At 70.0% G+C, this 14,255-nt stretch carries 10 protein-coding genes; 6 read left to right on the top strand and 4 right to left on the bottom strand.

What is annotated here, in order from left to right:
• Positions 1-2: 2 nt before the first annotated feature.
• The 3 genes from IM776_RS12880 to IM776_RS12870 all read right to left on the bottom strand — a co-directional run bounded on the left by IM776_RS12880 (position 3) and on the right by IM776_RS12870 (position 2,085).
• On the bottom strand, positions 3-212 hold the full coding sequence (locus tag IM776_RS12880) for a hypothetical protein (protein WP_194420486.1): 210 nt from the start codon (positions 210-212) through the stop codon (positions 3-5).
• 29 nt (positions 213-241) lie between these two features.
• On the bottom strand, positions 242-1,210 hold the full coding sequence (locus IM776_RS12875; RefSeq protein WP_194420485.1) for a DNA-3-methyladenine glycosylase family protein: 969 nt from the start codon (positions 1,208-1,210) through the stop codon (positions 242-244).
• Between the two features lie 152 nt (positions 1,211-1,362).
• Positions 1,363-2,085, bottom strand: coding sequence for a winged helix-turn-helix domain-containing protein (locus IM776_RS12870; RefSeq protein WP_194420484.1), 723 nt, complete (start codon positions 2,083-2,085; stop codon positions 1,363-1,365).
• Between the two features lie 328 nt (positions 2,086-2,413).
• On the opposite strand from IM776_RS12870, the gene IM776_RS12865 reads away from it, so the two are divergent.
• The 4 genes from IM776_RS12865 to IM776_RS12850 all read left to right on the top strand — a co-directional run bounded on the left by IM776_RS12865 (position 2,414) and on the right by IM776_RS12850 (position 8,544).
• Positions 2,414-2,722, top strand: coding sequence for a GNAT family N-acetyltransferase (locus tag IM776_RS12865; protein ID WP_194420483.1), 309 nt, complete (start codon positions 2,414-2,416; stop codon positions 2,720-2,722).
• Between the two features lie 144 nt (positions 2,723-2,866).
• Positions 2,867-4,336 carry an MFS transporter gene (locus tag IM776_RS12860; protein WP_194420482.1) on the top strand — a complete coding sequence of 490 codons (1,470 nt, stop codon included), beginning with the start codon at positions 2,867-2,869 and terminating at the stop codon, positions 4,334-4,336.
• 69 nt (positions 4,337-4,405) lie between these two features.
• Positions 4,406-5,560 carry an exonuclease SbcCD subunit D gene (locus IM776_RS12855; protein WP_194420481.1) on the top strand — a complete coding sequence of 385 codons (1,155 nt, stop codon included), beginning with the start codon at positions 4,406-4,408 and terminating at the stop codon, positions 5,558-5,560.
• Positions 5,560-8,544 carry an AAA family ATPase gene (locus IM776_RS12850; protein WP_194420480.1) on the top strand — a complete coding sequence of 995 codons (2,985 nt, stop codon included), beginning with the start codon at positions 5,560-5,562 and terminating at the stop codon, positions 8,542-8,544. The genes IM776_RS12855 and IM776_RS12850 overlap by 1 nt, the downstream gene beginning before the upstream one ends.
• Positions 8,545-8,738: 194 nt before the next feature.
• Here the strand turns inward: IM776_RS12850 and IM776_RS12845 are convergent, their stop codons facing one another.
• Positions 8,739-9,689 (bottom strand): aldo/keto reductase, encoded by a 951-nt coding sequence (locus tag IM776_RS12845; protein WP_194420479.1) that lies wholly within the window; start codon positions 9,687-9,689, stop codon positions 8,739-8,741.
• 105 nt (positions 9,690-9,794) lie between these two features.
• On the opposite strand from IM776_RS12845, the gene nadE reads away from it, so the two are divergent.
• Together nadE and IM776_RS12835 are read left to right on the top strand one after the other, a co-directional pair.
• Positions 9,795-10,613 carry an ammonia-dependent NAD(+) synthetase gene (nadE, locus tag IM776_RS12840; protein WP_194420478.1) on the top strand — a complete coding sequence of 273 codons (819 nt, stop codon included), beginning with the start codon at positions 9,795-9,797 and terminating at the stop codon, positions 10,611-10,613.
• A gap of 167 nt (positions 10,614-10,780) precedes the next feature.
• Positions 10,781-14,248, top strand: coding sequence for a TM0106 family RecB-like putative nuclease (locus tag IM776_RS12835; protein WP_194420477.1), 3,468 nt, complete (start codon positions 10,781-10,783; stop codon positions 14,246-14,248).
• Positions 14,249-14,255: the final 7 nt, after the last annotated feature.

Raw genomic sequence — 14,255 nt, 5'->3', positions numbered from 1 at the left:
GGCTAGAGCTCGATGCCGTGCGACTCGTCGTTGACGCCGGCGTTGCCGCCCTTGCGTGACTCGGTCGCGATGAGCCAGACGACCGAGACGATCAGGGCGAGCAGGAGCCCGAGCCAGACGTTCTGCAGGATCAGACCGATCACGATCCCGAGCACGAAGAGCACGACAGTGCCGCCGAGCCAGGTCCAGCGCTGCTTCTTGGATGCCGCCATGGCCCCAGCCTAGGGGGACGGCCCGGCGCTCAGCGGCGACGGTGGTCTTCGGGGGCGAGACGAGGACCGCGGCGCGGCTCGGCGACGCCGCTCGCGAGAATGAGGCGGATGACGCGCTGGCGGTGGCCCGCCCAGGGGGACAGCAACTCCAGCATCCCGTCGTCGTCGACGCGAGAGCCGGTCAGCGCGTACCCGACCTGATGGGCGAGGTGGTAGTCGCCGACGCTGACGGCATCCGGGTCGCCCAGCGCGCGGATGCGGGTCTCGGCCGCGGTCCAGGCGCCGATTCCCGGGAGGCTGGTGAGCACGCGGTCGCGGTCGTCGCTGGTCTCGGCGGTGAGGACCGCGTCGGCGATCCGCCGGCCGCGTTCGGCGGCGCGCACGATCGCGCGGGACTGCGGCGGTTCGACGCCGGCACGATGCCAGGACCACGACGGGATGCGGCGCCACCCGTCGATGACAGGAGGGGCGAACATGGGCCGGGGCGTGGGCCCGGGGGCGCGCTCGCCGAAGCGGCTGATGAGCACGCGCCACGCGCCGAACGCCTGGTACGAGGTCACCTTCTGCTCGATCGTCGCGCTCGCGAGGGCGTCGAAGACGAGGTCGGTGCGGGTCAGGCGAGTGCCGGCCGTGCGTCGTGCGACCTCTGCGAGCAGCGGATGCCCCGCGGCGGTCAATGACGACGCGTCGAATCCGGTCGCATCGTCGTCGGCACCGCACAGTCGTGGCAGCTGCGTGAGCGCCCAGTCGGCGCCGGTGCCCCAGGCTGTCGCGTGCGCGCCGTCGCTGCTCTGCCTGAGCGCGAGCGTTGCGACGCCTTCGGGCGTGCAGGCTGCGCGCCACAGCGTCGATCCGTCGACGAGCATCGTCGGGTCCTTCGGCCCCCGCATCAGCATGCCGACCGTGCGGAACAGGTGCAGCGGATGTGCGGGGCGGTAGACCGTGTGCAGCGGTTCCGTGCGCGCGGCGGCGGTCGCGGCATCCGCTGTCAGGGTCATGAGATCACCCTACGTGGCGCCGCTGACAGTGGCTCGCGGCATCCAGTGCGCGTGGCTCGGCGGGCGGCGGGAGGTGGCGCGAATGGTCGTCATCTCGCGTCTCAGGCGGGCATTTGCGACCCCTGGCGGCGACAGAGGTAGCCGCGCCTGCCTCAGAAGCGGTCGGGCGAAGGCGTGCCGTGGCCGTAGCGGATGACGACGTCGGCGTGGCGGTCGAAGCGGTAGCCGACGCCACGCACGGTGCGCACGATGTCCTCGTAGCGGCCGAGCTTGGCGCGCAGGCGTCGCACATGCACGTCGATCGTGCGCTCGCCGGGCGTCTCGTCCTCCGGCGACTGCCACAGGGCGTCGACGAGTTCGGAGCGCTCGATGGTGCGGCCTTCGCGGAGCACGAGGTACTGCAGCAGCTCGAACTCCTTGTACGTGAACGCGGCGGACTCGCCGTCGATCAGCACGCGCTTGCGCGAGATGTCGACCGTGACGCCGTAGTCCTCGGTCTTCTCCTCCGTCTCGGTGGCGGCCTTGGCGCGGGCGACCGCACCCGGCTCCTGCAGGGCGAGGCGCACGACGTCGAGGTCGCGTCCGCCGGAGCCGTGCGGTGCGAGCGCGACAGTGGCGTGGGTCTCGGCGCCGGGGGCGAGCTCGGCGAGGGTGCGGCGCAGAGCGTCGACGAGCAGGGGAAGGCTGACGCCGGCTTCGGCCGCCTTGATCTCGTCGAGCCCGACGTAGAGGGCGAAGCCGCGCGGAGAGCGGGTCGCGGGCAGATCAGCCGGAACGGCAGGCGCGGCGGGCGCGGCGGCCTCGATGATCGGCGGAACGGGGCGGAGGTGAGGGGCGCGGGCAGTGGGACGCTCGAGGAGTGCGATGTTCGACATGATGATGAAGTCCTTGGAAGGGTGAGCCGATACGGCTCTGATGTGTTGCGTGAATGACCCGAGGGCCGAGAACGAGCACACGGGGTAGGTGCTCGGGGCTCACGCTTCGCAGATGGCGAAGGGCGGAGCCGGGAAGGGTGGCTGAGTGATCAGCGACACATTCGGCAACACATGCCAACGCAGCCGGGCATCATCATCCCGGCAGTCCTGTTCGCCTCCTGGGCGGACAAAGGGCGCGCGTTGGTGGTCATGGGGGCGATTATGTCTGACGATGTCGCCCCGTGTCAAAACGAGTCCCGATGTGACGCCGTGGCCTAGCGTGGGAGGCATGACGGATTCCACGATGATCGACGGGTTCCTGGTCACCGACGAGAAGGATGCTTCGCGCTACACCCTCACGCGCGACGGAGTGCTCGTCAGCGCCCTGGACTACCGCGACGACGGCAAGACGATCGCCCTCACCAGAGCCTTCACGATCCCGACTTTCCGGGGGCACGGGTACGCGGCGAAGGTGGTGGCCGGCGCGGTCGCCGACATCGAGAGCCGCGGCGAGCGCAGGGTCGATCCGGTGTGCTGGTACGTCGCGGAGTGGTTCGCTCAGAACCCGGAGCACGCGGGGCTGCTGCGCCGTCGTTGACGCTCGCGGCGACGGCATCCGATATCGATCCGATATAATAGAAGTCTGCTCAGCACCGTTCGCTGAGGCGGTCAGCCCCTTGAACGGAGCCTGATCCGAGGCTTGAAACCTCCGGCATCCTCACCAGACACCGGAGGTTTTTCCATGTCGTCATCCCTGCGTTCGCACCCCCTTCGCTTCCATCCCGCGGCCAAGTGGTGGGCACTGTTCGTCATCTCGCTCACGCAACTCGTCGTCGTCCTCGACGGCACCATCGTCAACATCGCGCTGCCGCAGGCGCAGGTTGCCCTGAATATGGATGACCACCTGCGCCAGTGGGTCGTCACCGCATATGCCCTCGCGTTCGGCGCCCTGCTGCTGCTCGGCGGGCGCATCGCCGACTACTGGGGCCGTAAGCGCACCTTCATGGTCGGCATGATCGGCTTCGGTCTCGCCTCGCTCTACGCCGGTCTCGCCACCGCCGGGTGGGAGCTCATCCTCGGCCGCGGCCTGCAGGGCGTCTTCGCCGCCATGCTTGCCCCCGCCGCCCTCGCACTGCTGACGACGCTGTTCCCGTCCGGCAAGGAGCGCAACACCGCCTTCGCAGTCTTCGGCACTGTCGCGGGTGCGGGCGCCGCCGTCGGTCTCGTGCTCGGCGGATTCCTCACCGAGTTCCTCGATTGGCGCTGGTGCCTGCTCGTCAACCTGTTCTTCGTGGCCGTGGGCCTGATCGGCGGGGCGCTGTTCCTCACCGAAAGCAAGGCGGGCGGCGACAACCGCTACGACCTGTGGGGCGCGCTGCTGGTGACCCTCGGACTCGGCTCGCTCGTCTACGGCTTCAGTCTCGCCGAGACGGGCTGGGGCAACCCGCTCACCATCGGGTTCCTGGCGCTGGGTGTCGTCCTGCTGGCGGTCTTCGTGTGGGTGCAGGCGAAGGTCTCGAATCCTCTGCTGCCGTTGCGCGTCGTCACCCATCGGGTCCGCGGCGGTGCGTTCCTCATCCAGGCGGTCGCCGGCAGCGTCATGATCGGCGCCACTCTGTACCTCACCTTCCATCTGCAGATCGTGCTCGGTCAGGGCGCTCTGGAATCGGGCATCGCCAGCCTGCCGCTGCCGCTGGGCACCATGCTGCTCGCTCCGCTGGCGACCAAGCTGCTCAGCTCGATCGGCCCGCGCCCGATGCTGATCGGCGGTCCGCTGGTGGTCGCGGCGGGCCTGTTCTACATGTCGTTCATCACCCCGGGCGGTAATTACTTCGTGCAGGTCGCTCCCGCGCTGCTGGTGATGGGCTTCGGCATGGCGTTCGTCTTCATCCCGCTGCAGAACGTGGCGCTCACGGGCGTGAAGCCGCATGACGCGGGTGTCGCATCGGCCGTGACGAACTCTGCGATGCAGATCGGCGGCTCGATCGGCCTTTCGGTGTTCACCGCCGTGTACGCCGCGGTCGTCGGCGGGCACGCGCAGGGCGGCATCGGTCTCGAGGTGCTGGCTGACGGATACAGCGCCACCTTCATCGCTGCCGCGATCGGGATGCTGATCGCCTCCGCGATCGCGACCACGATGGTGCGCGGCCGCAAGGAGGATCTGCTGCCGCAGGGCTCGGCGGAGTCCGAGACGCCGGTTCTCGCACACTGAACCCTGCCTCCGAGGCGTGCTGCGGCACGCCTCGGAGGCAATGTCGGTGGCCGTCCGTACGGTGTGAATATGCGAATCCTGCACACCTCCGACTGGCACATCGGCCGCACCTTCCATGGCAACTCGACCATGGATGCGCTGGCCGAGGTCTTCGGTGCGCTCGTCGCCCAGGTGAAGGAGCATTCGGTCGACGTCGTGATTGTCGCGGGCGACGTCTTCGACTCCGCGACTCCGGCCGGGTCCGCGTACACGCTGCTCGGTGACACGCTCGCGGCGCTCCACGACACCGGCGCCCGCGTTATCGTCACCAGCGGCAACCACGACTCCGCGGCGCGGCTCGGGTTCCAGGCGCGGCTGCTGCGCGACGGCATCCACGTGATCACCGACCCGCTCTCGATCGGCGAGCCCGTCACTGTCCACGACGCTGACGGTCCCGTTCACTTCTACGGCATCCCGTACCTCGAGCCGGCGATCGTGCGGCAGCACTGGGATGGCGTGCCCCTGCGCACGCAGGCGCAGACCATGTCCCACGCCATGGGCCTGGTTCGCGCCGGGATGGCCTCGCACGACGGGCGTTCGGTCGCGATCGCGCACTGCTTCGCCGCGGGCGTGGATACTACGGCCGGGCTCGAGCGCGAGGTGCGCCAGGGCGGGCTCGACGTCGTCCCGCTCGAGGTGTTCGAGGGGCCCGACTACGTCGCACTCGGCCACATCCACGGTCGGCAACAGCTCAGCGAGCACGTGCGCTATGCAGGCGCTCCGTTGCACTACAGTTTCGGCGAGCAGCACAAGGAGCGCGGCTCCTGGCTCGTCGACCTCGATGCCGCGGGGCTTGCGACCGTTGAGTGGCTGGCGCTGCCGGTGCCGCGTCGCCTGGTGACGCTAACGGGCACTCTCGATGAGATCCTCGCCGACTCGAACGTCGCAGCGCATGCCGGCGATTGGGTGTGCGCCGTGTACACCGACGCTCTGCCGCAGGCCGAGCCGATGCGTCGGCTCAAGGAGCGCTTCCCGCACTGCGCGATGGTGCAGCACGCTCCTGTCCTGACCGGGGAGGGCGAGGAGCGCTCGTATGCGGCGCGGCTGAAGTCCGCCGTGACCGACACGGAGCGCATCGAGGCGTTCCTCGAGCACGTCCGGGCCGGGCAGGGGGCGAGCGAGCGCGAGAGCGAGCTCATCCGCGAGGTGCTCGACGAGCGCGTCATCGCGGAGGCCCTCGTCTAGTGCGCCTTCACCGTCTCGAGATCGAGGGGTTCGGTCCGTTCCTCGGCAGGCAGACCGTCGACTTCGACCGGTTCGCCGACGACGGCATCTTCCTGATCGCCGGGCGCACCGGCGCTGGCAAGTCCAGCATTCTGGATGCCGTCTGCTTCGGCCTGTACGGTTCCGTGCCGCGATACGAGGGCGGCGACAAGCGACTGCGCAGCGACCACTGCGAACCCGACGATCCGAGCGAGGTCGTCGTCGAGTTCAGCACGGGTTCGGGGCGATACCGGGTGACGCGTTCTCCTGAGTACCTGCGTCCGGCCAAGCGCGGCGGCGGGCTGACGAAGCAGGCCTCAGGCGTGCAGCTCGACACACTCGACGCGCGCGGCGGCGATTGGGTCACTCTCGCGGCCAAGGAGAAACGGGTCGCGGACGAGCTCGACGAGATCCTGCAGCTGAGCAAGGAGCAGTTCCTGCAGGTGATCCTGCTCGCGCAGAACCGGTTCGCGCGGTTCCTGCTCGCCGACAGCAAGGAACGGCAGGGGCTGCTGCGTCGGCTGTTCGGCACTGAGCGGTTCGAAGACGTGCAGGCGCGCTTCGACGAACGCCGCCGCGCCTCCGAGAACGCCCTCACCGGCGTCCACGCCACCGTCGACGCACGGCTCGGCGAGGCCGAGCGTGTCGTGACCGCCGCAGAACTGTGGGGTGAGCGGGGCGCCGAGCTCGTCACCGCGTCGACGCAGGAGCGCATCGATGCACTGCGGGCGGCTCTCACCCGCGCCGAGTACCGGGTGGAGCGTCGCGGGGCGGATCGAGACGACGCCGAGAAGCGTCTGGCGGCAGCCGACGCAGCGCTCACAGCCGTCAGAGAAGAGCAGAAGGCGCAGCAGGAGCGCGATCGTGCACGCACGGCGATGGCGCGGCTGGACGCCGAGCAGCCCGAGATAGACGCGGCCAGGGCCGCCCTGCAGCGGGGGCGTGCCGCCGAGTCGCTGCGCGCCACCCTCGCGGCGACGGCGCGTGCCGAACAGGTGCGCGATGCGGCCGTGGCGGCTGAGCTCGCCGCGCGCGCCGACTGGGACGACGTGGGCGTCGAACTCGACGAGCTCTCAGCCGGCGCGCTCGAGGCGTGGGCCGTCGCGCGCACCCGCGAGGCCGGCGCCTGGGAGCGCGCGGCAGAGCTGGAGGCTGGGGGCCCTGCGCTGCGAGCAGAGGCCGAAGATGCGCGTGCGCGGGTGGAAGCGGCATCCGCTCTGGTCGACGAGGGCGAAGCCGAGCGTGCCGAGCTGCCGAGGCGTCTCGCCGAGCTCACGGACAAGCGCGACATCGCCAGGCGCAACGCCGACCGCGTCGACGATCTGGCGCGCGCGCTCACCATCGCGACATCGCGCCGCGATGCGGCCGTCGCAGTTGCGAAGGTCGATGACGAGCTGACGATGGCAGAGCGCGTGCTCGTCGACGCGAGCGCGACGCTGGCCGAGACTCAGACGACGCTCGCACAGCTGCGGAAACGGCGGCTGGACGGCTTCGCCGGGGAACTCGCGAACGCGCTGGTCGCAGGGCAGCCGTGCGCCGTGTGCGGATCGACCGAGCATCCGGCGCCCGCCGAGCACGGCGACCCGGTGTCCGCGGAAGACATCGACGCGGCCGAGACCGTGCGGGATGCCGCGCAGATCGCCGAGCGGACCGCGCAGGAGCGGGTGGCGACTGCCCTGGCCGAGCGCGCGGCCGCTGCCGCTGTCGCGGACGGCCGGACGGTCGCGGTCGCTGAGGAGGAACTCGCTGCTGCCGTGCACGCGCACGCCCGGGCCGCGGAGGCGTCTGGTGCGCTCGCAAACCTCGAGGCAGAGGTCGCACAGGTCACCGACGCCATCGCCGCGCTCGACGAGAAGCGAGCGGAATCCGCCACGGCTCTGGCCGCGGCGCGCGAGGCCCTGGCGCTGGTCGCGCAGCGGGAGAAAGAGGCGGCTGCGCAGATCGGCGAGGCCAGAGGGACGTTCGAGACGGTCGCGAAGCGGATCGCCGAGGTCGTCGGGCAGTCCGCAGCCGCTCGCGCGTTCTCGGCCGCGCTCGCCGACCGTGCGCGCAGCGAGACGTCGTACGCCGCCGCGAAGGACGAGCAGGATGCCGCGCTGGCGGCATCCGACTTCGATGGCGTCACGGAGGCGCGCGGGGCGATGCGTTCGTCGGCTGAGCAGGAAGCGCTCGAGGCGCGCATCAGCGCCCACGCCGTGCGGCGTGAGAAGGAGCGCTCCACGCTGCTCGACCTCGAGCTGCGCACTCTGCCGGAGGAGCCGATCGATCTCGTCCCCGCCGAGTCCGCGGCGGCAGAGGCGCGTACGGCCTGGAGAGCGGCGCTGGATGCCGCGGGGCGCGCCGAATCCGCGACGGAGCAGCTCGCGAGCCTGATCGAATCCGCCGCGTCAGAGCACGCGCGCAGCGCAGAGCAGCAGGCGGAGCACGAGGTCCTCCGCGGACTCGCCGACACCATCGCCGGTCGCGCCGGTAACACCCACAAGATGACCCTCGAGACGTTCGTGCTGGCGGCAGAGCTCGAGGAGATCGTCGAAGCGGCGAACCGGCGCCTCAGCGACATGTCGACGGGGCGCTATCAGTTGCGGCACTCCGACGCGCTCGCGTCGCGGGGCGCCGCGTCCGGCCTCGGCATCGTCGTGTTCGACGCGTTCACCGGACAGACACGTCCCGCGCAGTCGCTGTCCGGCGGTGAGACGTTCCTCAGCTCCCTCGCCCTCGCGCTCGGACTCGCCGAGGTCGTCACGGCTCGTGCGGGCGGCATCCAGCTCGACACGCTCTTCATCGACGAGGGCTTCGGCTCGCTCGATGCCGACACCCTCGAGATCGCCATGCGCACACTTGACGAGCTGCGCTCGGGCGGCCGCACAGTCGGCGTCATCAGCCACGTCGAGTCGATGCAGGAGCAGATCCCCGCGCAGATCGTGGTCGAGCAGACCGCCGCGGGCCCGAGCCGCATCCGGGCCTGAAGGTTTCGGCTCCGGCGCTGCGCGCCTGCGCTCACCCGTTTCGTCTCGCTGCCCTCGCTCAACGCCCCGCGTATAGATGAGCCTTCGGTCGCGGGTCGTTGAGCGAAGGCGGCGCAGCCGCCGTAGACGAAACGGGCTGAGCGAGCCGGAGGTGAGTCGAAGCCTCCCCTGAAGCCCGAAGCCTGAGCCCAGGCTCAGACCCTCGCCGGGCTCCACTCCGACACGGCATCCAGCGCCTGCAGGTCATCCGCGGTCAGCTCGAGCGTCGTGCTCGCGAGCAGATCCGCGACCTGCCCGACACGAGAGGCGCTGGCGATCGGCGCGGCAACGGTCGGCTGGGCCTGCAGCCACGCCAGGGCCACGGACGCGATCGAGGCGCCGTGCGCCCCGGCGACCCGCTCCAGCTCATCGATGATCTTCAGCCCCTGCGGCGTGGCGTACTTCGCGGCTCCGCCGGCGCGCGGCGACGAACCCGCAGCATCCGTCGACCGGTACTTGCCGGTGAGGAAACCGCTGGCGAGCGCGTAGTACGGCACCAGGCTCATCCCGAACTCCTCCGCCACCGGGATGATGCTCTCCTCGACGTCGTTGCGGTGCACGAGGTTGTAGTGCGGCTGCACGGCGACGGGCAGCGGAATGCCGGCATCCTGCGCGATCGAGATCCAGGAGCGGATGCGGTCGGCCGAGTAGTTCGATACCGCCGTGTGCCGGACGAGACCGTCCGCGACCAGCTGGCCGAACGCCGCGACGGTCTCCTCGAGCGGCGTCTCGGCATCGTCGAAGTGCGCGTAGTACAGATCGATCGTGTCGACGCCGAGGCGCTTCAGCGATGCCTCTGCGGCCGCGCGGATGTTCTTCGCCGACAGCCCCTGGAACTCCGGGTGGCTGCTGACCTTCGTGGCGATCGTGAGTCCCGACGGCTTGCGGGAGGCGAGCCACTCGCCGATGAGCGTCTCGCTCTCGCCGCCGCTGTTGCCCGGCACCCAGGCGCTGTATCCGTCGGCGGTGTCGATGAAGTTCCCTCCGCCCGCAGTGAAGGCATCGAGGATCTCGAACGAGGCGTCGCGGTCGGCCGTCCAGCCGAACACGTTGCCGCCGAGGGCGAGGGGGAGCACATCGAGGTCACTGCGGCCGAGGAGGGTCATGGTTCTCGCTTTCGTCAGAGGTTCACTGGCCACAAGGCGCTCGGTTCCGGAGCTATTCCCATTGCGTCATACCTGCGTAACAGCGACGGGACGATACTTGGAGGCATGACACTTCAGCAGGAGATCGCAGAGACGCTCGGTGTGAAGTCCGAGATCGACCCGGCCGCCGAGATCGAACGTCGCGTGACGTTCCTCGTCGATTATCTCGAGAAGAGCCGTGCGAAGGGATACGTGCTCGGCATCTCGGGCGGGCAGGATTCCACGCTCGCCGGACGCCTCGCCCAGCTCGCCGTCGAGCGCGTGCGCGCGGATGGTGGAATGGTCGACTTCATCGGCGTCCGCCTGCCGTACCGGGTGCAGCACGATGCGGATGACGCGAAGGCCGCCCTCGAGTTCGTTGCCGCCGACCGGGTCGTCGAGGTGAACATCCAGAACGGCGTGGACGGCGTCGAGAAGGACATCGAGCAGGCCGCCGGAGCATCCATCTCGGACTTCAACCGCGGCAACATCAAGGCGCGCATCCGCATGGTCACGCAGTACGCGCTCGCAGGTCACGACGGGCACCTCGTCATCGGCACCGACCACGCCGCTGAGGCCGTCACAGGGTTCTACACGAAGTTCGGCGACGGCGCGGCCGACATCCTGCCGCTGGCCGGACTCACCAAGCGCCAGGGAAAGCAGCTGCTGCGCGCTCTGCGCGCGCCGGACCGGCTGTGGATGAAGGTGCCGACCGCCGACCTGCTCGACGACCAGCCCGGACGCTCCGACGAGGACGAGCTCGGGATCGCGTACGAGCAGATCGACGACTACCTCGAGGGCAAGGCGGTGGAGGCCGACGCCGCCGCCCGCATCGAGCAGAAGTACCTTGCGACTCGGCACAAGCGCGAGCTGCCCGTCACCCCCGAAGACGACTGGTGGCGTTAGCGGCTTCGACTCGTCGCTGCGCTCCTCGCTCAACGACCCGCGGCTCCAGCCGGACTCTGTCATGGGTCGTTGAGCGAGCGAAGCGAGACGAAACGGGGTGAGCGAGCTGCAGGCGAGTCGAAGCCGCCCCGAGCGTCGGTGTCTGAGCCCCCGGCTACGCTCGAAACATGCGGATCGATACTCAGGCGCAGCGCGTCATCTGGAGCGCGAGCGACCTGAAGGCGGCCGCCGAGTGCGAGTTCGCGTGGGCTCGCGCGATCGACGCGAAACTCGGCCGCGTTGCCGCGGTCGTCGAACCCGAAGACGCCACGCTCGCCCGCGCCGCGAAGCTCGGCGACGTGCACGAGGCGAAGGTCCTCGTGGCGTATCGCGAGCGGCTCGGGGCGAACGCCGTGCACGAGATCGTGCGCGCCAGCTCAGCCGATGCCGACGCGCTCGCCACGGTCGTCGCCGAGACCCAGAAGGCGCTGCGATCCGACGCCAAGCTGCTGTTCCAGGCCGCATTCGCGACGGAAGAGTTCGTCGGATTCGCCGACTTCCTGTTGCGCGAGGACGACGGCCGCTGGCGCGTGCAGGACTCCAAACTCGCACGAATGGCCCGTGTAACGGCCCTCATGCAGCTCGCGGCATATGTCGATCAGCTCGACGGGCTCGGCATTCCGCGGTCCGACGAGGTCGATCTCATCCTGGGGGACGGCACGATCAGCACGCACCAGGTCGACGATCTGCTCCCGCTGTTCCACGTGCGCCGCGCGCGCCTGCGCACCCTGATCGCCGATCGCGACGTCCCGGCAGGTGCCGCCGGCGTCGCGCTCGCCTGGGGCGACGAGCGCGGCGACATCGGCCTCGTCGCCTGCGGCCGGTGCGCGACCTGCACCGAGCAGGTGGATGCCGCGCGCGATCTGCTCATGGTGGCGCGGATGCGCCCTGTGCAACGGGCCAGGCTCCGTGCGGCCGGCATCGAGACGATCAACGCCCTGGGCGCGGCGACGACGGCTCCTGCGGGGATGAACATCGACACGTTCGAGTCGCTGCGGGCACAGGCGCGGCTGCAGCTGCGCGCAGACGCCGACGATGAGTCGACCTACGACGTGTACCACCCCGAGGCGATCCACACCCTCCCGCGGCCGAGCCGCGGCGACATCTTCTTCGACTTCGAGGGCGATCCGCTCTACACCGAACCGGCGGCCGACGGTCACGCGCACTGGGGCATCGACTACCTGTTCGGCTGGGTCGACAACGACGACCAGTACACGCCGCTGTGGGCGCACACCTTCGCCGACGAGAAGCGTGCGCTCGAGCTGTTCCTCGACTTCGTGAACGCGCGCCGCACGGCGCATCCCGACATGCACATCTACCACTACGCGCCGTACGAGACCTCGCACCTGGTCGCTATGGCGTCGCGCCACGGCATTCGCGAGGCCGAGGTCGACAGACTGCTGCGCGAAGGGGTCTTCGTCGACCTGTATCCGCTCGTGCTGCGCACCGTGCGGGTCGGGTCGCGCTCGTACTCGATCAAGAAGCTCGAGCCGCTCTACATGGGCGAAGAGGTGCGCACGAGTGACGTGCAGAAGGGCGACGACTCGATCGTGCAGTATGTCGCGGCGCGTCAGCTCGCGGCTGCGGGCGAGGCCGCAGAGGCCGATGCCGTGCTGGCCGACCTCGCGGACTACAACCGCTACGACTGCGTATCGACGCGGCGACTGCGCAACTGGCTGATCGAGATCGCAAAGGAGAAGGGCGTCAACCCCGCACCGCCCGACCAGCCCGACGACCTCATCTACGAGCCGTCCCCGCGCTCCGTGGCGCTGCTCGCCGATGCGGAGCGGGACGTCGCGGCAGGCGGGGACGGAGAGGCGCACCGCGTCGCGGCCGCCGCGATCGACTACTACCCGCGGGAGGCGAAGAGCTTCTGGGTCGGGCACTTCCAGCGGCTGCGCGAACCCGTCTCGATGTGGGATCAGACACGCGACGTCGTTCGGGTGGATGCGGCGACGTCCGCGCTCCGCCGCGACTGGAGCGTGGAAGAGGGCCGCAGAGTCATGTCGCGCGAGATCGAGATCCGCGGCGAGATCTCGCCGGGGACGACGCTCGGCGAGGGGGGCAGCCCGTTCGCGCTGTACCCGTTCCCCGCACCGTTCGACGTCGAGGCGCCGTCCCGAGCGGTGCATGTGCCGCGCACGGTGACGATCGTCGAGGTTCTCGACGACGGCTACGTCATCGCCGAGAACGCGGCCGGCGGGCAGACCTGGGACGAGTTCCCGCTCGCCCTCACCCCCGCCGCCCCGCCGCGGGTCGTCTCGCTGCAGGGCGCGATAGACGAGTGGGCGGATGCCGTGCACGAGGCCGCCCCGGCCTTCCCGCAGGACGCCGCCACCGACATCCTGCGCAGGCTGCCCCCGCGCACGATCTCCGGCGCAGGCCTCCCACCGGCGGACGGCGACGTGATCGATGCGATCGTGCGCGCCGTGCGCGACCTCGACCACAGTTACCTCGCCGTGCAGGGCCCTCCCGGGACGGGCAAGACCTACACCGGATCCCACGTGATCGCGCGGCTCGTGAACGAATACGGCTTCCGCGTCGGCGTCGTGGCGCAGTCGCACGCGATCATCGAGACGCTGCTCGAGCGCGTCCTCGCTGCCGGGGTTCCTGCCGGGCAGGTCGCGAAGTCTCCCAAGGAGAAGGGCCTCGAGCCGACGTACACGCCGATCCCGAAGACCGGGATGGCGTCGTTCCTCGCCGAGCGCGAGGGCCAGGGGTTGGTCGTCGGCGGCACCGCATGGGACTTCAGCAACACCGCACGCGTCGACCGCGGCGGGCTCGACCTCATCGTGATCGACGAAGCGGGGCAGTTCTCACTCGCCTCCACCATCGCCGTCGCCGCCGGCGCGAAACGGCTGCTGCTGCTCGGCGACCCCCAGCAGCTGCCGCAGGTCAGTCAGGGCGCGCACCCCGAACCCGTCGACACGTCGGCGCTCGGTTGGGTGATGGACGGCGATGCCGTCGTCCGGCCCGAATACGGCTACTTCCTGGATCGCAGCTGGCGCATGCATCCGGCGGTCGCGAGCCCGGTGTCGCGGCTGGCGTACGCGGGGCAGCTCGCCTCGGCATCCGGCACCGAGCTCCGCGCGATCGACGGCGTCGACGCCGGACTCCATGTCGTCCCGCTCCGGCACAGGGGCAACGCGACGCAGTCACCCCAGGAGGCCGACGAGGTCGTGCGGCTGGTGCGCGACCTGATCGGGCGCGGATTCACCGAGCCCGGCGCGCCACCGCGCCCGCTCACAGAGTCCGACATCATCGTGGTCGCGCCGTACAACGCGCAGAAGCAGCTCGTCCACGACGCTCTCACCGCGGCAGGATTCGGCGGGGTGCCGGTGGGAACGGTCGACAACTTCCAGGGCAAAGAAGCGGCGGTGTCGATCACCACGCTCGCGGCATCCAGCGGACGCGATGCGCCGCGCGGTCCGGAGTTCCTGCTGCTGCAGAACCGGCTCAATGTGGCGATCTCGCGGGCGCAGGTCGCCGCCTACCTGATTTACTCGCCGGCGCTGCTCGACGACCTTCCGCGCACGCCGGAGGGCGTTGCGCGCATGAGTGCCTTCGCCCGACTGGTCGGTGCCGACCGCCACTGAGACCCGA

This window comes from Microbacterium abyssi, assembly GCF_015277895.1.
In the GTDB taxonomy this organism is placed as follows: domain Bacteria; phylum Actinomycetota; class Actinomycetes; order Actinomycetales; family Microbacteriaceae; genus Microbacterium; species Microbacterium abyssi.
This window is presented reverse-complemented; position numbering and strand designations above follow the sequence as displayed.

Coding starts and splice junctions, on each gene's coding strand:
- IM776_RS12880 (WP_194420486.1), bottom strand. CDS start 212: ATGGCGGCATCCAAGAAGCAGCGCTGGACCTGGCTCGGCGGCACTGTC.
- IM776_RS12845 (WP_194420479.1), bottom strand. CDS start 9,689: ATGACCCTCCTCGGCCGCAGTGACCTCGATGTGCTCCCCCTCGCCCTC.
- IM776_RS12865 (WP_194420483.1), top strand. CDS start 2,414: ATGACGGATTCCACGATGATCGACGGGTTCCTGGTCACCGACGAGAAG.
- IM776_RS12860 (WP_194420482.1), top strand. CDS start 2,867: ATGTCGTCATCCCTGCGTTCGCACCCCCTTCGCTTCCATCCCGCGGCC.
- IM776_RS12835 (WP_194420477.1), top strand. CDS start 10,781: ATGCGGATCGATACTCAGGCGCAGCGCGTCATCTGGAGCGCGAGCGAC.
- IM776_RS12855 (WP_194420481.1), top strand. CDS start 4,406: ATGCGAATCCTGCACACCTCCGACTGGCACATCGGCCGCACCTTCCAT.
- nadE (WP_194420478.1), top strand. CDS start 9,795: ATGACACTTCAGCAGGAGATCGCAGAGACGCTCGGTGTGAAGTCCGAG.
- IM776_RS12875 (WP_194420485.1), bottom strand. CDS start 1,210: ATGACCCTGACAGCGGATGCCGCGACCGCCGCCGCGCGCACGGAACCG.
- IM776_RS12870 (WP_194420484.1), bottom strand. CDS start 2,085: ATGTCGAACATCGCACTCCTCGAGCGTCCCACTGCCCGCGCCCCTCAC.